Source organism: Kushneria pakistanensis (genome assembly GCF_014652795.1).
GTDB lineage: Bacteria > Pseudomonadota > Gammaproteobacteria > Pseudomonadales > Halomonadaceae > Kushneria > Kushneria pakistanensis.
Map to the genome: position 1 here is coordinate 116,491 of NZ_BMZM01000004.1, position 19,931 is coordinate 136,421.

Annotated in this window: 18 protein-coding genes; 9 read left to right on the top strand and 9 right to left on the bottom strand. The window is 60.7% G+C overall.

Going from position 1 to position 19,931, the window contains the following annotated elements; all coding sequences use genetic code 11:
* Window positions 1–83: 83 nt before the first annotated feature.
* A complete protein-coding gene (locus IE123_RS14065; RefSeq protein ID WP_189519349.1) occupies window positions 84–782 on the top strand; it encodes an SDR family oxidoreductase in 699 nt (232 codons plus the stop codon).
* Between the two features lie 100 nt (window positions 783–882).
* Here the strand turns inward: IE123_RS14065 and gatB are convergent, their stop codons facing one another.
* The 3 genes from gatB to gatC form a co-directional block, all read right to left on the bottom strand.
* Window positions 883–2,337, bottom strand: coding sequence for an Asp-tRNA(Asn)/Glu-tRNA(Gln) amidotransferase subunit GatB (gene gatB / locus IE123_RS14070; RefSeq protein ID WP_189519351.1), 1,455 nt, complete (start codon window positions 2,335–2,337; stop codon window positions 883–885).
* A 5-nt stretch (window positions 2,338–2,342) separates the two neighbouring features.
* Entirely contained in the window at window positions 2,343–3,794 is a 1,452-nt protein-coding gene (gene gatA, locus IE123_RS14075; protein WP_189519353.1) for an Asp-tRNA(Asn)/Glu-tRNA(Gln) amidotransferase subunit GatA, read from the bottom strand.
* Between the two features lie 87 nt (window positions 3,795–3,881).
* Entirely contained in the window at window positions 3,882–4,169 is a 288-nt protein-coding gene (gene gatC / locus IE123_RS14080; protein WP_189519355.1) for an Asp-tRNA(Asn)/Glu-tRNA(Gln) amidotransferase subunit GatC, read from the bottom strand.
* Window positions 4,170–4,391: 222 nt separating this feature from the next.
* Between gatC and IE123_RS14085 the strand changes: the two genes are divergently transcribed.
* The 7 genes from IE123_RS14085 (at window position 4,392) to tldD (ending at window position 14,370) form a co-directional block, all read left to right on the top strand.
* A complete protein-coding gene (locus tag IE123_RS14085; protein WP_189519356.1) occupies window positions 4,392–5,429 on the top strand; it encodes a rod shape-determining protein in 1,038 nt (345 codons plus the stop codon).
* Between the two features lie 57 nt (window positions 5,430–5,486).
* The gene (gene mreC / locus IE123_RS14090) at window positions 5,487–6,398 is read left to right on the top strand and encodes a rod shape-determining protein MreC (protein ID WP_268246965.1); all 912 of its coding nucleotides are present in this window, start codon (window positions 5,487–5,489) and stop codon (window positions 6,396–6,398) included.
* The gene (gene mreD / locus IE123_RS14095) at window positions 6,395–6,871 is read left to right on the top strand and encodes a rod shape-determining protein MreD (RefSeq protein ID WP_189519360.1); all 477 of its coding nucleotides are present in this window, start codon (window positions 6,395–6,397) and stop codon (window positions 6,869–6,871) included. Before mreC ends, mreD begins: the two co-directional genes overlap by 4 nt.
* Window positions 6,872–6,955: 84 nt before the next feature.
* On the top strand, window positions 6,956–7,540 hold the full coding sequence (locus tag IE123_RS14100; protein ID WP_189519362.1) for a Maf family protein: 585 nt from the start codon (window positions 6,956–6,958) through the stop codon (window positions 7,538–7,540).
* A gap of 25 nt (window positions 7,541–7,565) precedes the next feature.
* The gene (gene rng / locus IE123_RS14105; protein WP_189519364.1) at window positions 7,566–9,026 is read left to right on the top strand and encodes a ribonuclease G; all 1,461 of its coding nucleotides are present in this window, start codon (window positions 7,566–7,568) and stop codon (window positions 9,024–9,026) included.
* Between the two features lie 2 nt (window positions 9,027–9,028).
* A complete protein-coding gene (locus tag IE123_RS14110) occupies window positions 9,029–12,907 on the top strand; it encodes a YhdP family phospholipid transporter (protein WP_189519366.1) in 3,879 nt (1,292 codons plus the stop codon).
* Window positions 12,907–14,370: a metalloprotease TldD gene (tldD, locus tag IE123_RS14115; protein ID WP_189519368.1), complete on the top strand. Its 1,464-nt coding sequence runs from the start codon at window positions 12,907–12,909 to the stop codon at window positions 14,368–14,370. The genes IE123_RS14110 and tldD overlap by 1 nt, the downstream gene beginning before the upstream one ends.
* A gap of 21 nt (window positions 14,371–14,391) precedes the next feature.
* On the opposite strand, the gene yjgA is transcribed toward tldD, so the two are convergent.
* A complete protein-coding gene (gene yjgA, locus IE123_RS14120) occupies window positions 14,392–14,958 on the bottom strand; it encodes a ribosome biogenesis factor YjgA (protein WP_189519370.1) in 567 nt (188 codons plus the stop codon).
* Window positions 14,959–15,046: 88 nt separating this feature from the next.
* On the opposite strand from yjgA, the gene pmbA reads away from it, so the two are divergent.
* Window positions 15,047–16,384: a metalloprotease PmbA gene (gene pmbA / locus IE123_RS14125; protein ID WP_189519372.1), complete on the top strand. Its 1,338-nt coding sequence runs from the start codon at window positions 15,047–15,049 to the stop codon at window positions 16,382–16,384.
* A gap of 43 nt (window positions 16,385–16,427) precedes the next feature.
* On the opposite strand, the gene mgtE is transcribed toward pmbA, so the two are convergent.
* The 5 genes from mgtE to hpf form a co-directional block, all read right to left on the bottom strand.
* On the bottom strand, window positions 16,428–17,780 hold the full coding sequence (mgtE, locus tag IE123_RS14130; protein ID WP_189519374.1) for a magnesium transporter: 1,353 nt from the start codon (window positions 17,778–17,780) through the stop codon (window positions 16,428–16,430).
* An 81-nt stretch (window positions 17,781–17,861) separates the two neighbouring features.
* On the bottom strand, window positions 17,862–18,131 hold the full coding sequence (locus tag IE123_RS14135; RefSeq protein WP_189519376.1) for an HPr family phosphocarrier protein: 270 nt from the start codon (window positions 18,129–18,131) through the stop codon (window positions 17,862–17,864).
* The gene (rapZ, locus tag IE123_RS14140) at window positions 18,118–19,014 is read right to left on the bottom strand and encodes an RNase adapter RapZ (protein ID WP_189519812.1); all 897 of its coding nucleotides are present in this window, start codon (window positions 19,012–19,014) and stop codon (window positions 18,118–18,120) included. The genes IE123_RS14135 and rapZ overlap by 14 nt, the downstream gene beginning before the upstream one ends.
* Window positions 19,015–19,025: 11 nt before the next feature.
* Complete coding sequence (gene ptsN / locus IE123_RS14145; protein ID WP_189519378.1) at window positions 19,026–19,499, bottom strand: PTS IIA-like nitrogen regulatory protein PtsN; 474 nt, start codon at window positions 19,497–19,499, stop codon at window positions 19,026–19,028.
* Window positions 19,500–19,502: 3 nt separating this feature from the next.
* Complete coding sequence (gene hpf, locus IE123_RS14150; RefSeq protein WP_115853448.1) at window positions 19,503–19,814, bottom strand: ribosome hibernation-promoting factor, HPF/YfiA family; 312 nt, start codon at window positions 19,812–19,814, stop codon at window positions 19,503–19,505.
* Window positions 19,815–19,931: the final 117 nt, after the last annotated feature.

Genomic DNA, 19,931 nt, shown 5'->3' on the forward strand with positions numbered 1-19,931 from the left:
GCGCCACCGGGTCTGGATTGCCAGACTCAGTGCAGATAATAGGACAGCCGGGTCACATCGACCTGAACGCACAGGAGGCAACAATGGCCAACCCAACGCTTTTGATTACAGGTGCATCGACCGGCATCGGTGAGGCCAGCGCGCGTCACGCAGCCCAGGCCGGCTATAACGTGGCACTGGCCGCGCGCAGTACCCAGCGACTGGAAACCTTGGCACAAACGCTTGAAAGCGAATATGGCGTACGCGCGGCAGCCTTCACCTGCAATGTGCAGTCCTGGGAGGCGCAGGAGCAGCTGGTGGCGTCGGTCGTTGAGCATTTTGGCAGCCTGGACGCGGTCTTTGCCAATGCCGGGCGTGGTCTTGAAGGGCGTGGCTATGGCGGCAGCGACCCGGAAGAGTGGCGCGAGGTGCTTCTGACCAATGTGCTGGGGCCGGCCCTGACGGTGCGTGCGTCCATGGCCGAGCTTAAAAAGAGTCGGGGACACGTACTGATCACCGGTTCCGTTGCCGGGCGGCGGGTCATGCCGGGCTCCTTTTATGGCGCTACCAAAAGTGCCGTGCAGAGCATGGCCTATAACCTGCGCGAAGAGGTGAAGGGCAGTGGCATGCGGGTCACGCTGATCGAGCCGGGTGTGGTGGATACGCCCTTTTTCGATGAGCCACAGGAAGATGCGCTGACGCCGGACGATATTGCCCGCTCGGTGATTTTTGCGCTTACCCAGCCCAGACACGTGGAAGTGCATGATATGTGCATTCTGCCAACGCCACCCATTGAGGAGTGAGGCCGGGCGAAAACGTCGCGGTACCATAAGCCGTGTGACGAAAAAGGGGACGCCAACAGGCGCCCCCTTTTTTGATGTTGCCTGTGTTGCCACACCGTCTTCAGAGCAGGGCGTCGAGCTTTTCCTTGAGCATGGCGTTGACCTGCGGCGGGTTGGCCGTGCCACGTGAAGCCTTCATGACCTGGCCGACAAAGAAGCCGATCATCTTGCCGCGCTTGTCCTCGGTCGCTTCGCGGTACTGGGTGACCTGAACCGGATTGTCGGCGATGACCTGATCACACAGGGATTCGATTGCGCCGGTATCGGTGACCTGCTTGAGGCCGCGGGATTCGATGATCTCGTCGGCCGTCTCGCCCCTGCATTCCCACAGATCAGCAAAGACCTGCTTGGCTGCCTTGCCGTTGATGGTGTCATCACTGATGCGCAGCAAAAGGCCGCCGAGCTGCTCGGCGTTGACCGGGCTCTGGGTAATATCGAGGCCGTCACGATTGAGGCGACCGAGCAGATCACCCTGTACCCAGTTGGCGGCCATCTTGGCATCGCCACAGAGCTTCTGAACCGCTTCAAAATATTCAGCCAGCGGGCGTGAGCCGGTCAGCACGTTCGCGTCGTAGGTCGAAAGCCCCAGTGATTCGACAAAGCGCTGACGCTTCTCACTGGGCAGCTCCGGCAGCAGCGAGCGCTGATGTTCGATGTAGGCCTCATCGAGCATCAGCGGCAGCAGATCGGGGCAGGGGAAGTAACGGTAATCGTTAGCTTCCTCCTTGGTGCGCATCGAGCGGGTCTCGTCCAGATCCGGATCGTAAAGACGCGTTTCCTGAACAATCTTGCCGCCTTCTTCAAGAATCTCGGCCTGACGCTCGATTTCAAACGCAATGGCGCGTTCGACAAAGCGGAAGGAGTTGACGTTCTTGATTTCGGCACGCGTACCCAGCTTCTCCTGACCCTTCGGGCGCAGCGACACGTTGACGTCACAGCGCATCGAGCCTTCGGCCATGTTGCCATCGGATATCCCCAGATAGGTCACGATGGCGTGAATGGCCTTGATGTACGCGGAAGCCTCTTCGGCACTGTGCATGTCGGGTTCGGAGACAATTTCCAGCAGCGGCGTACCGGCCCGGTTGAGGTCGATACCGGTCATGCCGCTGTAGTCCTCATGCAGCGACTTGCCGGCATCTTCTTCCATGTGCGCATGGTGAATGCGCACGGTCTTGATCGTGCCATCGCCAAGCGTGATGTCGACCTCGCCACGCCCGACCACGGGATGGGCCATCTGGCTGGTCTGATAGCCCTTGGGCAGATCCGGGTAGAAATAATTCTTGCGCTCAAAGACCGAGTATTCAGGGATCTCGGCATTGATGGCCAGGCCAAAACGTACCGCCATCGCAACGGCATTTTCGTTGAGTACCGGCAGCGTACCCGGCAGGGCCAGGTCGATACCGCAAGCCTGGGTATTGGGCTCGGCACCGAAGGCGGTTGAGGCACCGGAAAAGATTTTCGAGCAGGTCGAAAGCTGCACGTGGACTTCAAGCCCGATCACGGGTTCCCACTGCATGTTGATTACTCCTTGATCTCGGGCCGGCGCTGATGCCAGTCCGTGGCCTGCTGATAGACATGCGCCACGTTAAGAAGATGAGCCTCACCGAAATGCGGCCCCAGAATCTGAAGCCCTACCGGGCGATTGTCGACCAGGCCGGCCGGCACGCTGATGCCCGGAATACCGGCCAGGTTGATGGCAATGGTGTAGATATCCTGCAGATACATCTGCACCGGGTCGGCCTTGGCGCCCAGCTCGAAGGCCGTGGTCGGCGCGGCTGGTCCCATGAGCACATCCACGCGGCTGAAGGCATCGAGGAAGTCCTGACGGATCAGGCGGCGGACCTGCTGCGCCTTGCGGTAGTAGGCATCAAAAAAGCCTTCGGAAAGGGTATGCGTACCGATCAGGATGCGGCGCTTGACCTCATCGCCAAAGCCTTCGGCGCGGGTGCGCTTGTAGAGATCCTCCAGATCGGCGGGATCATCACAGCGATGGCCAAAGCGCACGCCGTCATAGCGTGACAGGTTGGAAGACGCTTCGGCCGGCGCGATGACGTAGTACGCCGGAATCGCCATGCTGGTGTGCGGCAGGCTGACATCAATGACCTGGGCGCCAAGAGATTCATAGACCCGAACGGCCTCGCGCACCGCTGTTTCGACCTCGGGAGACAGGCCGTCACCGAAATACTCCACCGGCAGGCCGATCTTGAGGCCGTTGAGTGGCTTGTCCAGCCCCTGGGTGTAGTCGGGCACGTTGCGTGCAACGCTGGTGGAGTCACGCGCGTCGTGGCCGGCCATGACGTTCATGAGCATCGCGCAGTCTTCTGCCGTGCGGGCCATGGGGCCTGCCTGATCAAGGCTTGAGGCGTAGGCGATCATGCCGTAGCGCGACACGCGCCCATAGGTGGGCTTGAGCCCGGTAATGCCGCAAAAGGCAGCCGGCTGGCGGATTGAACCACCGGTATCGGTTCCCAGCGCAGCGGGGACCAGTCCGGCGGCGACGGCGGCTGCACTGCCACCCGAGGAGCCTCCGGGGACCAGTGTCGGGTTCCAGGGATTTTTAACCGGGCCGTAGTAGCTGTTTTCGTTGGAAGAGCCCATGGCGAACTCATCCATGTTGGTCTTGCCAAGGCTGACCGTGCCGGCGTGGCGGAGTTTTTCCACCACGGTGGCGTTGTAGGGGGCGATGAAGTTGTCCAGCATCTTCGAGCCGGCACTGGTACGCACGCCCTCGGTGCAGAAAATGTCCTTGTAGGCCAGCGGCAGGCCGCTGAGGATACCTGCCTCACCCTTGTGGCGCAGGGTATCGGCGGCATCGGCATCCTTGAGGGCCTGCTCATCGGTGACGGTGATAAAGCTGTTGATGGCCGGATCGTGTTTCTTGACGCGCTCAAGCAGCGAGGACGTCAGCTCACGACTGGAAAAGTCACCGGCAGCCAGGCCGCGGGCCAGTTCGGCAAGTGTCTTGTCATGCATGGGGGCTTGTTACTCCTTGGCTGCCCTGAGTCCGGGCAGCGTCTCTGATCTGTCGCGTGTCATGCGGCTCGAGCTTTCTTTTGTCGATTACTCGACCACGCGCGGCACCAGGTAAAGACCGTCTGCCGTGGCAGGCGCAATCTGCTGGAAGGTGTCGCGACGGTCGGGCTCGATCGCTTCGTCGGCGCGCAGGGGCTGGGTGGCGTCCAGCGGATGGGATAGTGGCGCCACGCCCTGGGTGTCGATCTCGGAAAGCCGATCCACCATCTCGAGAATGCGAGACAGATCATCGACATAGCGTTCGGCCTGGGCATCACTGACGCCCAGACGAGCCAGATGCGCAGCGCGCAGAACATTGGCGTGTTCAATAGCCATGGCGGTTCTACCTTTGAACGATGCAAGGTTTGATTGCAGGGGAGTGGACGCTCGACTTTTGATCGGCTGCATAAAACCAACAAAAAGAAGGGAGGCCACATTGTAGGAAGAAGGTATCATAAGCGGCGGGTGCATGGCAGGCGGGCTGCTTGCCGCATCATGACGGCGATGATACCGTTTGCATCCGCACAAGTTCCGGTCTGGCCCAGGTGAAAGACTTTCATGTTTAAACGTTTACGGGGGTTGTTTTCCAGTGATCTGTCGATCGATCTGGGAACCGCCAACACACTGATTTATGTACGTGGTCGCGGTATCGTGCTTGATGAACCCTCGGTCGTGGCCATTCGCCAGTCCGGCAGCATGAGAAGCGTGGCCGCTGTCGGCCTCGATGCCAAGCGGATGCTGGGGCGTACCCCCGGCAATATCACGGCCATTCGTCCGATGAAGGACGGCGTCATTGCCGACTTCACCGTGACCGAACAGATGCTGCAATATTTTATTCGAAAGGTGCATCAGAGCACCTTTTTAACGCCCAGCCCTCGCGTGCTGGTCTGCGTTCCCTGCATGTCCACGCAGGTCGAGCGCCGTGCCATCAAGGAATCCGCCGAAGGCGCCGGTGCTCGCGAAGTCTTTCTGATCGAGGAGCCGATGGCGGCTGCCATCGGTGCCGGGCTGCCGGTGGAGGAGGCGACCGGCTCGATGGTGGTCGACATCGGTGGCGGCACGACCGAAATTGCGATTATTTCGCTGTCCGGTGTGGTCTATTCCGAGTCCGTGCGCGTTGGCGGTGACCGGTTTGACGAGGCCATCACGTCCTATGTGCGCCGCCATTACGGCAGCCTGATCGGCGAAGCCACGGCCGAGCGCATCAAGGAAGAGATCGGCAGTGCCTGGCCCGGTGGTGAGCTGCGCGAGATCGATGTCCGCGGTCGTAACCTGGCCGAAGGCGTACCGCGCAGTTTCACCCTGAACTCCCACGAGATTCTCGATGCCCTGCAGGAGCCGCTCTCCTCGATCGTGGCCGCCGTGAGAAGTGCGCTGGAGCAGTCGCCTCCGGAGCTGGCTTCCGATATCGCCGATCGGGGGCTGGTGATTACCGGCGGTGGTGGTCTTCTGCGCGATATCGACAAGCTGATCGCCGAAGAGACCGGCCTGCCTGTCATCATTGCCGAAGATCCGCTGACCTGTGTGGCGCGCGGTGGCGGCAAGGCGCTTGAAATGATCGATCAGCACACCTTCGAACTGCTGTCCATCGATTGATGTCAGCGGCAGCCGGCGCCTTGCGTCGGCTGCAGACAGTTCGCGGGAGGAAGGCCTATCAAACCGCTTTTTTCGCACGGTCCCATTCCCGGTTACCGAATGATCCTGTGCGTCATTCTGGCGTCTTTTCTGATGTTTGCCGACCAGCGCATGAGCTGGATGGAAGACGTGCGCGCGCAGGTATCGACCGTGGTGGCGCCGGTGCAGTGGGTTGTCAGCCTGCCGGCGCGAGGCCTGAGTCTGGCCTCTCTGGCGCTGAGCGATCAGACGCGGCTGGTCAATGAAAATCGCCAGCTTCGCGAGCGGCTTTTGACGCTATCGCAGCGCGTACAGCGCATGGCCAGTCTTGCCGAAGACAACACCCGCCTTCGAGAGCTTTTGAAGGCCGCGCCGCGTCAGGAGATTCCCTGGATTACGGCAGGGCTTCTAACGCTGGACAATAACCCCTTCCTGCAGCAGATGATCATCGATCGCGGCCAGCAAAGCGGTGTCTACAGCGGCCAGCCGGTGGTGGATTCGGCCGGACTTGTCGGTCAGGTCATTTCGGTGTCGCGTTATTCAAGCCGTGTGCTGCTGATTACCGATGCCAGCCATTCAGTGCCCGTACAGATCAATCGCAATGGCCTGCGCTTCATTGCCCGCGGTGCGGGTCAATCCAATCGACTGACGCTGGACAACGTGCCCAACAATACCGATATCCGTGAAGGCGATCTGCTGGTGACCTCCGGGCTGACCGGGCGTTTCCCCGAAGGTTATCCGGTCGCCCGGGTCAGTCGTATCGTGCGCAATGCGGGTACGCCGTTTGCCACAGTGGAAGTGCTGCCCATCGCGCAGCTTGATCGCAGTCGCAACTTTCTACTGCTCTTTACCCATGACAGCCTCAAGCCCAGAAGTCACCGCCTGAGTCAGGAGGCAGTGGATGCCGCGCTGCAGGTAGCACGTCCTGGCCGCAAGGAGGACCGTCAATGAGAGGCTATTCCGCGGTCATTCCACTTTCCTTTTTGTGTGCGCTGATACTGCAGGTCATGCCCCTGCCGGAAGAGTGGCTCCTGTGGCGGCCCAACTGGGCAGGTCTGGTGCTGATCTACTGGTGCATCATTACGCCGTATCGGGTGGGGGTCTTTCATGGCTTTTTGATCGGCATACTGCTGGATCTTCTCCAGGGGACTCCGCTGGGAGAAAATGCACTGTTGTATGCCGCCATCGCCTTTCTGACCCTGTTGCTCTACCAGCGCATGCGTATCTACGCGCTCTGGCGTCAGGCCATGCTGGTCACGATCGTGCTGGCGCTGATGCAGCTGTTCGAACAATGGCTGCGAACCCTGTTGCTGGGCGCTCCGCTGCATCTCGAGTTTGTCTATGCCGCACTTCTGGGTGGCATACTGTGGCCCTGGCTGTTTACCCTGATGCAGATCGTACGTCGACGCTTTGCCTCCTTTTGATTCGCCGTCGGCTGGTGTCAGAGCCCGTCACCCCTGGTGGATCAGGGCGCTTTTGCAGCCCCTTTTTTCGGATATCCCATGCGCATGTCATCGCCTGATCTGATTCTTGCCTCGGCGTCTCCCCGGCGCCTTGAGCTGCTGGCTACCATCGGTGTGGCGGCACGTGCCTGCCCGGTGGATATCGATGAGACGCCCCGTCCCGATGAGCCGGCATGCGACTATGTCCTGCGCCTGGCGCGGGAAAAGGCGCTGGCCGGACGAGAAGCCAGTGCCACGCCTCTACCGGTGCTGGGCGGTGATACGGCACTGTCACTGGATGGGCGGATTCTGGGCAAGCCGGACAGTGATGAGCAGGCCCGGGCATGGCTTCGCGACTTCTCGGGGCGCTCGCATCAGGTGATCAGTGCCGTGGCGATCAGCGGTCCGTCCGGGCTTCTGGACGCCTGCGTGATCAGTGATGTTCATTTTCGCTTGATGGAAGAAACGGAAATCAACGCCTATGTTGCCAGCGGTGAAGGCCGCGACAAGGCCGGCAGTTATGCCCTGCAGGGGCGTGCGGCCATGTTTGTCTCGCGCATCGAGGGAAGCTGGTCGGCCATTGTCGGGCTGCCGCTGTGTGAAACGGCGCAGCTGCTTTCCCGCCAGGGAGTCACGCCGTGGCTGGCCTGAAATGCACTGAAGAAGGGAGGGCGTCATGAGCGGTGAAATCCTGATCAACATGACGCCCATGGAAACCCGCGTCGCGGTGGTCGAAAACGGCGTGCTGCAGGAGGCCTGGATCGAACGTGACCAGCGTCGGGGCATTGTCAGCAATATCTACATGGGCAAGGTCGTGCGCGTGCTGCCGGGCATGCAGGCTGCCTTTGTCGATATTGGGCAGGCCCGCACTGCCTTTATCCATGCCCAGGAATTGATGCCGGCCGGACATTCCGGGCAGGAGGCGGCGCCGATTCGCTCGCTGGTCCACGAAGGGCAAACGCTGGTGGTCCAGGTCATCAAGGACCCGCTGGGCTCCAAGGGCGCCCGGTTGACGACCCAGCTTTCCATTCCTTCGCGCTATCTGGTCTACATGCCAGGCGCTGCCTATACCGGTGTCTCCCAGCGTATCGAGGATGAAGCAGAGCGCGAGCGTCTTCGCGACATGGTCAACGCCCAGGCCAGTGCCCGCGACGGACTGGTCGGTGGCTTTATCATTCGTACGGCCGCCGAAGGGGTCGATGAACCTTCACTGGCAGCAGATATGCAGTTTCTGCTCAGACTGTGGCGCAAGATCGAGGTTTCCCGGCGCGAAACCCGGGCTCCGGCCGTGCTTTATGAGGATCTGGCGCTACCGACCCGCACGTTGCGCGATGTCATGCGCGAGGGCATCGAGCGCATTCGCATCGACTCAAGGGAAAACCACGACCGGCTGTGTGAGTTTGCCCGGGAGCTGATGCCGGCGCTGGAATCGCGGATCGAGTACTACCCGGGGGAGCGTCCGATCTTTGATCTTTTCTCGGTCGAGGATGAGCTGCAACGGGCGCTGGAGCGGCGCGCCGATCTCAAGTCCGGCGGGTATCTGATCATTGATCAGACCGAGGCCATGACCACCATCGACGTCAATACCGGCGCCTTTGTGGGTCATCGCAATCTCGAAGAGACCATTTTCAAGACCAATCTCGAAGCGGCTACGGCCATTGCCCGACAGCTTCGCCTGCGTAACCTGGGCGGCATCATCATTATCGATTTCATCGATATGCTCGATAGCGAGCATCAGCGTCAGGTGCTGCGGGTACTTGAAAAGGCGCTGGAGCGCGATTATGCCCGTACCCGGCTGTCAGGGGTGACCGAGCTGGGCCTGGTGCAGATGACGCGCAAGCGGACCCGTGAGAGCCTGGAACATGTGCTGTGCGAGGCGTGTCCTGTCTGCAAGGGGCGCGGCACTCTCAAGACACCGGAAACCGTCTGTTATGAAATCTTTCGCGAAATCATGCGTGAAGAGCGTGCCTATTCCCCTGATACCTATCTGGTCATGGCGGCGCAGAGCGTGGTGGACCGACTGCATGAAGAGGAATCAACGGCGGTGGCTGATCTGGAGAGCTTTATCGGCAAGACCATCCGCTTCCAGGTGGAACAGCACTATTGTCAGGAGCAGTACGACATCGTACTGATGTGATCATGTCCCCGCTGCGAATCCTGATGCGCTGGCTACTGACATTGATGGCGATTGTCCTGCTGCTGCTGGCAGTGGTGACAACTTCGCTGCGCCTGGGCGTGCTTAACCAGCCGACCCTGCAGCAGCATGTGCTCGAAATGCTGGATCTGCCATCCCGATACCACGTGCGCTGGCAGGACCTGCGCATCGACCTGGAAGGGCGAGAGCTGGTGGTGGCACTGCACAATCTTGCCCTTGATGGCGATGAGGGAACCCGCTCGCTGGTCTCGCTGGGCGCCTTTGAAGCTCACCTTGACCTTGCTGATCTGCTGACCGGGCAGGCGCTGACGCTTTCCTCATTTCAGGCCCGTGATGCCACAATTGATCTTTACGAAACCGCCCCGGGTCAATGGGGGTGGGGGCCAGAGACGCAGGATGACGACGACGAGGCCTTCGAAATCACGCCCGAGCGCCTGACGGCATGGGTCCAGACGCTGATGCGACAGTCCGCTGACCTGCAAAACGGGCGCATCAACTTTCATGCCCGTCTGCCGGAGAGTATCTCCGAGGATCACGTTATCGATGAAGGGCCTTTTAGTACCTCATCGCTTTTGATTGATCAATTTGTTATTGCTGGACACGGCAGCGCCTCACGAACGCTGGCAGCGTCGGCGCGCTGGGAGGGAAATGATGAGGCAGGCTTTAGTCTCGCGGGTCGCTTTGATGATATTTCCTCGCTGAACGGACAGTTACAGCTCAAGGCAGATGCCGAGCAGACCCGGCGTCTGGCCAGCCTCTGGAACGGGCTGTGGCCTGATTACGGCTTTTCGAGCGCCAGCGGTCAGGCCTCGCTATGGGCTGGCTGGGACAAGGGGGACTTTACGACCGGGCGGTTGTCCCTGGAGGTGCCCGCACTGTCCGGCACCCATCATGATGCTGACTTCACACTCAATGACATGACACTTGAAGCCGGCATTGCGCGTGAGCCGGATGGGCGTTGGCATGGCAGTGTCGCGCAGGCCGGCCTGGCACGTGATGGTCGGGCACTGACCCTGCTGCCCGAAGCTGCCGAGCTTGATGCGGCCGATGACTTCTCCGACTTCAGTGTGATCACCACGGCTTTCGCGCTTGATGATGTCATGGCCATTGCCGATCTCATGCCGCTGCCTGATGGGGAAAGCCGTCAGATGCTGGCCGGAATGGCACTCAAGGGGCGCATTGACGGGCTCTCCATTCGTCGCCGTACTGGTGGGCCGGTTGAAACACACGCGGCACTTCGAGAGGTCTCGGGGCAGCCGGTGCAGCAGATCCCCGGCTTTGGCCCGATCGATGGCTGGCTGAGTGCCGAGGGGCTTGATGCGCAGCTGCAGTTTGGCGCCCGTCACACGGTGCTGAATCTACCGAAGGTTTTTTTGGCGCCCTGGAAGCTTGAAAACGTCAGTGGCCGGCTGACATTTGATGTCAGTGACGAGGGCGAGATCCGCTTTGGCGGCAGTGATATCCGGCTTGAGCGGCGTGGCGCTCATGCTCGGGGTGATTTTGCCCTGACGGCGCCGCCGGGCAAGCCGGAGCGCTTTGACATGAATGTCGCCTTTGATGGCGTTTCAACCGACAAGCCGCGGGAGTGGCTGCCCGTCAATGCCATTGAAGACCCCGAAGTGCGTGTCTGGCTGGACAAGCGCATTCATCGCGCTGACATCCCCAGCGGCAACGTGGCGTTGCGGCTGGTGTTCAACGATGACCGACCCGAGGCACCCGATGAGGACAAGGTCAAACTGTCAGTGGATGCCCGCAATGTCAGCCTGACCTGGCAGGAAGGCTGGCCACCGGTCACCGAGCTGGATGGTCAGTTCAGGATGTCGGGCAACAATTTCGATGCCGATATTACCCACGCCAATCTGATGGGGATGGTGTCACGCGGCGCGAAGGCGGCGCTTCGCGACCAGCAGTTTACGCTCTCGGCGCTGGTGACCGGTGATGCCGGTAATCTGCTTGAGCTGTTGCAACAGGCGCCACTGGAGGATCGCTCGCTCAGTGAAACGCTCAATAGCTGGCGCACAAGCGGAAGCCTGATCGGTTCGGTCAATGTGTCACTGCCCACCACGGATCCGGAGGCTGTCAGGATTACCGGTGATGGTCGCCTGGATAACGCCACGCTGTATTCAAGGGAGTCGGACCTGACCGTCACCGATATCAAAGGTGATGTGCATTACGGCTACCGTCATCAGCAAAGCAGTATTACCGGCGGGCTGGATGCGCGCGTTTTCGAGGGGCCGGTCAAGGCACGGCTGCATCTGATGGATGGCGGCATCGATATTGCCGGGCGCGGCTACGCAGAAGGGGTGGCCGGCTGGCTGGGTCTTGAGAATATTATTCCCATTGTTCATGGTCCGATCGACTATACGGCGCAGATCATGCTGGGCGATGGGGGCGCGCAGATTCACGTGCAGACGCCACTTGAAGGGTTGTCACTGCAGCTGCCGCAGCCGTTTCAGAAATCGCCCAATAGCCGCCTGCCGCTGACGCTGGATGTCGATGTGGGCAGTGGCGCCGGCGAGTTGCGGGCCGGTGATCTGGTACGCGCCCGCTGGCGTCATAACAGTCATCAGGGACAGGTCTGGCTGGAGGAGATGCCCGCGGAGGACGTCGAGTGGCCGCTGGAAGATCACTGGCAGGTCAACTGGCAGGCGGATCGACTGGATCTGGTAGCCTGGCAGCTGGCCATTTCCCAGCTCTCCGATACGGCCGATGACAACAGCCGGCGTCGCCGTCCGGATGCGCCATCGCAGAAGATTTCACCCATTGAGCGTGTTGCGATCAACACTGATTGTGTCCTGTTCGGCGTTACCTGTCTGGGCAGTGCTCAGGGGCTTGCAGAGGTCCGGGGCAATGACTGGCATGCCATGGTCGACAGCTCCTTTTTAAGCGGTACGGCAGACTGGCGTGATAATCCCGAACTGCCTGTCAACGTGCATGTTGACTGGCTGGATCTTACGCCGCTGATGACCGAGGCCAGGCGTAGCAGCGAGGCGGCCAACGGTTCGAAAAAAGCCGGGACAACGCTGACGGCCTATCCGGAAGGGCTGGCAAGCCTGGGCGATGGCGAGTTTGCCATCGATCAGGTGCGACTCGACGGACGCACGCTTGGGAGCGTATCGGGGCGCTGGCACTCGGACGATGAGCGTATCGATATCTCGCCACTGCAGATCCGAATGCGCGATCTGGTCGCCAATGGAGAGCTGGTATGGGAGCGGGCCGGCAGTCTTCCGAGTCTTAGTCGCCTGCGTCTTGAGGCCGGCGCCGGTGATCTGGGCAAGACCATGGCTTCCCTTGGCGTCGACAACGTACTGCGGACCGATAGCGGCGCCCTCGATACACAGCTGGCATGGCCGGGGGCGCCATGGCAGTTTGATATCGAAAGGGTCAATGGCAGCATCAATGCCGATCTTGGCAGCGGTCGATTGACCTTTGTGCAGTCGCGCTGGGCCAATCTGGTTTCGCTTTTGAATCTGGACAATCTGGTCCGACGGCTTCAGCTCAACTTCTCGGACGTGACCCGTTCGGGCATTGCCTTCAAATCGGTCAGTGCCCGCACAACGCTACATGAGGGCGTGGTGCGTACGGTGGAGCCTGTTCTCTTTGATGGTTCCGCGACTCACTTTTCGGTAGCCGGACAGGTCGATATACCCCAGCGTACGCTGGATGCCCATCTGGGGGTGACCGTGCCGGTCTCCCAGAACCTGCCGCTGGCCGCGGTGCTGGTGGGCGCGCCTCAGGTCGGCGGTGTGCTTTATCTTTTACACAAGCTGTTCGAGCCCTGGTTTGACCGGGTGTCGCAGGTTCATTATCACGTGGCGGGTCCCTGGGAGACGCCACAGGTCAAACTGGAGCATACGCGCTGATGACAACGCCGACCCTTACGGGCTCTCGATCAGACCATGCCCGTGCCCTGTTGCTTGACGCGCATGGGCTGGATGATGCCGCACTCCATCAGGGGCTTGAAAAGGCCATGGGGCCGGGCATCGATTTTGCCGATATCTTTTTACAGCGCAGCTGGCGCGAGTCCTGGTCGCTGGAGGACGGAGAGGTCAAGGACGCCGGTTACAGCATCGACAGCGGCCTGGGTATTCGCGCGCAGCATCAGGAGCAGACCGGTTTTGCCTACTCCAACCAGTTGAGTCGTGAGGCCATCGGCAGTACCGCGCATACCGCCTCTCTGATCGTGCGTGCCGGGCAGCGCACGCCGCCGGTCGCTGTCAGTGCACCGGTATCAACAGATGCACGCTACGCCAGCGACAACCCGCTCGAGTCTCTGGGTGCCGATGACAAGGTGGCCATGCTCCAGCGCGCCGACCGGATCGCGCGGGCGGCTGACCCGGCCATTACACGGGTCAGCGTCTCGTTGAGCGCCTCCTATGAGGCCATCATGGTGCAAAACAGCGACGGCACCCAGGCACTGGATCTGCGACCGCTGGTGCGCTTTAACGTCTCGGTCATTGCAGTACGTGGCGGGCGTCGTGAGCGCGGCAGTGCCGGCGGCGGTGGACGTTTTTCACTAACGCAGTTCGTGCGCAACGATGTGGCCGAGCAGTATGCCAGGGAAGCCGTACGTCAGGCGCTGGTCAATCTGGAGGCGATCGATGCCCCGGCCGGGCAGTTGCCGGTCGTGCTGGGCAACGGCTGGCCGGGCGTGTTGCTGCATGAGGCTGTCGGCCATGGGCTTGAAGGGGACTTCAACCGCCGCGGCAGTTCGGCGTTCAGCGGCCGCATCGGTGAGCAGGTGGCCGCGCGTGGGGTGACCGTGGTGGATGACGCTACCTGTGAGGGCGGTCGCGGGTCGCTGAGCGTGGACGATGAAGGCACGCCGGGTCAGTACACACCGCTGATCGAGGACGGCATTCTGACCGGTTACATGCAGGACCGGCTCAATGCGCGGCTGATGGGCATGGCACCCACCGGCAATGGCCGGCGCGAGTCCTACGCCCATCTGCCCATGCCTCGCATGACCAACACCTACATGCTGGCAGGCGCGCATGATCCCGAGGAAATCATTGCCTCGGTGGATCATGGCATTTACGCCGCAAGCTTTGGCGGTGGGCAGGTGGATATCACCTCGGGTCGCTTTGTCTTTTCGGCCAGCGAGGCCTATCTGATCGAAAATGGCAGAATTACCACACCGGTGCGCGGCGCTACGCTGATCGGTAATGGCCCTGAGTCCATGAGCCGGATCTCGATGATCGGCAATGACCTGGCGCTGGATACTGGCGTGGGCGTATGTGGCAAGGATGGGCAATCCGTACCGGTCGGTGTCGGACAGCCCACCTTGAGACTCGATGCCATGACCATCGGCGGCACTGCCGGTTAAGGCGGCCGGCTGAAACGAGCCCTAGAGCCCCGCGGTATCGCGAATCAGGCGAAAGAGCTTGCGCGCGCTGGCCGGGGGTTTTTCGGCGGCGCGTTCTGTCCGGGCGTTGCGAACCAGCTGGCCCAGCGCCTGCCGGTCCACTTCGGGATACTCGTTGACGAAGGCAGTGATGGTCTCGTTATCGCCGTCGATCAGGCGATCGCGCCACTGTTCAAGGTGATGAAAGCCAAGCTCACGCTGGCGCTTTTCGCGGGCCATGGTGTCAAATACGGCTCGAATTTCATCAAGATGTTCGCGACGCATGATCTTGCCGACATACTGCATATGGCGGCGGCGTGCTTCACGCGAGGTGATACGACGGGTTTCATCAATGGCAGCCAGCAGGTCATCGGACAGCGGCAGACGCGCGCGCTCCGTGGCCGACATGGCAATGATCTGCTCGCCCAGTTCCTTGAGATCCTGCGCTTCCTGCTTCAGGCGGGTCTTGTTGGGACGGCCATTTTCATGATGAAACTCATCATGCTGGTTGTCAGTGTCAGAAGGCGTCTCCTCTAGAGAGTGAGCGCGCGATTTTTTTCGTGGCGACATGCAAGAGCTCCGGCGAGCGAAGAACAAATGAATAGGGTGGGAGAGTATATCAGGCTCCTTCCCCCTCCAGGGCAGACAGGAGAGCGCCATGACGAGCACACTCGATATTGATGGTCAGCAGGCAACACTTGAGACGGCCGTGGCGCAGGCACTGGCGCACGCCCGTGCCGCCGGGGCAGATGCCTGCGAGATCGGTGCCAGTATTCAGCAGGGCATGGAAATCAACGTCCGCAAGGGCAGCGTTGAAACGCTGGAAATGGCGCGTGACCAGGGCATTGGCGTGACGCTGTATCTGGGCAGACGGCGTGCCAGCGTTTCCAGCAGCGATGCCTCGGAAGCCTCACTGGTAGAGGCTGTCAGGCGTGCACTCGATATTGCCCGCTATACGGCAGAAGACCCGGCTGCCGGCCTTGCCGATCCGGCACTGCTGGCCCGCGAGCTGCCCGATATGGGCGTTCACCACCCCTGGGCACTGGAGCCCGATGAGGGGATCGAGCTGGCCAGACGCTGCGAGCAGGGCGGTCTTGCGGTGGCGGGGATCGACAGCAGCGATGGAGCTTCGCTCACGACCAGTGAAGGCGTCAGCGTGTACGGCAACAGCCACGGTTTCATGGGCGTGACGCGCGCCAGCCATCACGCGCTGTCGTGCATGATGATTGCCCGGGACAGCGCGGGGATGCAGCGTGATCACGACTACACCGTGGACTGCGATGCCTCTCGCCTTCGGGTGCCCGAGGCGGTAGGGCGTGTGGCCGCCGAGCAGGCCATGGCGCGACTGGGGGCCCGGCAGATGGAGACCGGCAGAATGCCGGTCATCTTTGCCCCCAACATGGCCCGCACGCTGATCGGGCATCTGCTCAACGCCATTGCCGGCGGCGCCATTTTTCGCGAATCCTCCTTTTTGTGTGATGCCATGGGAGAGCGACTGTTTCCCGACTGGCTGAGTCTTGGCGAGCGCCCGAGGGAGTATGGCGCGATGGCCAGCAGCGCCTATGACGATGACGGGGTCTATACACGTGACAATGACTTCATCAAGGACGGACAGCTGGCAAGCTGGATGCTCTCAAGCTATAGCGCACGGCGACTGGGCCTTGTGAGCACGGGAAACGCTGGCGGGGCACGCAATGTGCGCCTGCAGGCACCTTTGACGCCTGAAAGAGAGCTGCTGGGCAGCGTCGAACGTGGTGTCATGGTCACCGAGCTGATGGGGCAGGGCGTCAATACGGTCACCGGGGATTATTCCCGCGGCGCGGCAGGCTTTCTCATCGAGAAGGGACAGATCGTGGCGCCGGTGGAAGAGTTCACCATCGCCGGCAATCTGCGAGACATGTTCCACAATCTCTCGGGGCTGGGAGACGACATCGACCGGCGCAGCAGCGTGCATACCGGCAGCTGGCTGATCGATGACATGATGATTGCCGGATAGGCATCAAACACCGCCAGGGCATCGCGATGCCCTGGCGGTGTTTTTAATACAGGGCGGTGGCCAGCCCCAGAAAGGCCACAAAACCCACCACATCGGTAATGGTGGTCAACAGCACACCACCTGACAGTGCCGGGTCGATCGACAGCCTTTTCAGAATGACCGGGATCAGAGTACCTGCCAGCGCTGCCACCAGCAGGTTGATGATCATGGCCATGGCAATGATGGCGCCCAGCTTCATGTCATGAAAACGTGCCACCGCCATGACGGCGACCACTGCTGCCCACAGCACGCCGTTGAGCGAGCCGGACAGCATTTCGCGCACCACCAGCCAGCGCACGTTGGCCCCTGACACGTGACCCAGCGCAATGCCGCGAATCAGGACAGTCAGGGTCTGTGAGCCGGCAATGCCCCCCATGCTGGAGACAATTGGCATCAGCACGGCCAGCGCTGCAATCTGCTGAATGGTGTTTTCAAAAAAGCCGATGGCGATGGAAACGATCGTGGCCGCTACCAGGTTGATGCCCAGCCAGACAGCGCGTCGGCGGCTGGTGCGCAGTACCGGCGCGAAGGTGTCCTCCTCATCCTCAAGGCCGGCCATGCTCATCATGGTACGCGCCGAGTTTTCACGAATGACGTCAACCACATCATCGATGGTGATGCGTCCCAGCAAGCGGTTGTCGACGCTGATGACGGGCGCCGAGATCAGGTCGCGGCGCTCGAAGATGCTGGCTACTTCATCTTCATGCATCAGTGCCGTGAGGGTGACCACGTCGGTATCCATGATTTCGCGCACGCTGATGCCCGGGTCGCTCACCAGCATGCGGTTGATGGGCAGCGCACCGATCAGTTCGTTGTGCCGCGTCACAACCAGCAGGTTGTCCGTGGACTCGGGCAGGCGCTTGTGGCGGCGCAGATAGCGCAGCACCACATTCAGGGTGACATCGGGGCGAATCGTGATGGTGTTGGTATCCATCAGACCGCCGGCAGTATCCTCGGGATAGGAAAGGACCGTCTCGATGCGCGCCCGTCGGGCAGGCGCCATCATCGAGAGAACTTCTTCAAGCGAGGTATTGGGGAGGCGCTGCAGCAGATCGGCCGCGTCGTCGTTATCAAGCTGCTGGGTGGCCGTCAACAGCTGGGAGGTATCCATCCGGGTCAGGAATTCGGTCTGGATATCATCGTTCAGGTACTGAAGGATCTCGCCCTTGGCGTGACTGTCGACCTGCTCCCAGAGAATGTCACGCTCGCGCGGCGGAGTGGATTCCAGCAGCTGGGCGATATCGACCGGCGGCAGACCACGGCGAAGGAGGCGGCGCACCTGGTCCATTTCCCGCTGCGCCAGGGCATTTTCGAGCCGTTCAAGACGAGGCTGACGTCTTTTGTGATCATTGCTCATTGCCGTGGCGCCCCTGTGTCAGCCCATGTAAGCGCCGTATTCTAGCAGAGTGTCGAACAATGTTCGTGAATGCTGAAGGCGCTACTGGTCCTCATCAAAGCGGGCGTCAAACAGTGCCACGATGGCAGCAAGCGCCTCTTCGGCATCCTCGCCCTCGACATGGACCTGTACAACGCTGGTGCAGGGCGCTGCCAGCATCAAAAGAGACATGATATTGGCCGCATCGGCGCATCTGTCGCCATGCTGGATCGTGACACGTGATGCAAAGGGCTGACAGCACTGCACAAGGCGCGTCGCGGCACGTGCATGCAGCCCGCGACGATTGGTCAATGTCAGTTCACGTTGAAGCATCACCCGCCTCGTTGACAGCACGCTGAATGGTCAGCTCACGGTGACGGATGCGCACGGCGGGAAACTGGCCTGCAAAATGCTCGCCCAGCTGTTCGGCCAGATAGACCGATCGATGCTGGCCCCCGGTGCAGCCAATGGCCACGGTCAGATAGCTGCGATGACTGGCCAGATAGGACGGCAACCAGCGCTCCAGCCACTGACAGATGTCACCAAACATCGCCTTGACTTCATCATGGGCTTCCAGAAATTCGATGACGTCACTGTCCTGACCGGTCTGGGTGCGATAGCGCGGGTCCCAGTAGGGATTGGGCAGACAGCGCACATCGAACACCATATCTGCATCCAGCGGTACGCCGCGCTTGAAACCAAAGGATTCAAAGGTCAGCGTCAGGTCATTGATGTCATGTCGGGCGACCTGCTCGGCCACACGGCGTCTCAGGTCATGCACCGATTGACCTGAGGTATCGATGATCAGATCGGCCGTATAGCGAAGGGGGGAGAGAAACTGATGCTCCGCTTCGATCGCTTCGGCCAGCGTCATCTGGGTTTCCCGCGTGAGCGGATGACGTCGCCGTGTGGCAGCATAGCGCTCCAGCAGGACGCGCGAATCCGCGGTCAGATAGACCACCTGACAGTGGATGCCGCGCGAAGAGAGGGCTTCGAGATGCTCCGGAAAGCGCTCAAGGGCGCTGGGCAGGTTGCGGGCATCAATGCTGACCGCAACACGATTGCGATGTGGGCTGCCGGCTTCCAGTTCATCAATCAATGCAGACAAGAGCATTGCCGGAAGATTGTCGATGGCATAAAAGCCCTGATCTTCCAGTGCCTGCAGCGCAATGGATTTACCGGAACCGGAGCGTCCACTGACGATAACAAGTTCCATGGCCATGCTGCTTATACTCGTGTGGAAAGTTGGCTGATGGCCTGCATCAAAATGTCATGAAGCTCTTGCGCATCCTGTGCATTGCGCAGTGCCTGCCGGGTTTCGGCAGCGTTCATGACTTCAGCAATCTGTGCCAGCAGGGAAAGATGCGTATCCTCGGCCGCTTCAGGTACCAGCAGTACAAAGAGCAGATCGACGGGTTCGCCATCGATGGCATCAAAATCCACGGCCTGTTGAAGCCGCATGAATCCGGCCAATGGCTGGCGACAGTGAGAATTGCGTGCATGGGGAATGGCCACGCCATTCCCCACACCGGTGCTACCCAGACGCTCCCTGCTGATCAGGCGGGAAAAGACTTCCTGACTGTCAAGACTGGGAATGTTTTGTGAGATGAACCCGCTGAAAAACTCCAGCACGCGCTTCTTGCTGCCTCCTTCCACATCAAACAGGATTCGGTCGGAGGGGAGTATCTGGTCAAGTGTCATGGGTTACAGGTATTTGCCGTTGCCCTGGGAGCGGGCCTGTGTTTTCTCCTTGTGTTTGAGCAGCTGACGATCAAGCTTCTCGGTCAAGGCATCGATGGCAACATAGAGGTCTTCCTGCTCGGCCTGAGCATGAAGCTCGGCACCTGCGGCGTGAAGCGTGGCTGCAGCCTGCTGGCGCTCCTTCTCGACTGACAGCGTCACCTGCACGTTGGTGATGTTGTCATAGTGGCGTTCCAGCTTGGCAAGCTTCTGGTTGACGTGCTCGCGCAGTGCATCGGTCAGTTCGACGTGGTGCCCGGTAATGTTTACCTGCATGGCATGCTCCCTGAATCGAAACGGATAACCGACAGTCCATGTGGGCTGCCGGACCTGCAAGCCTCTCCGGCTACTCTCAGATTGTAACGCTTTTCCTGCCAGCGCAAACCCTCAATC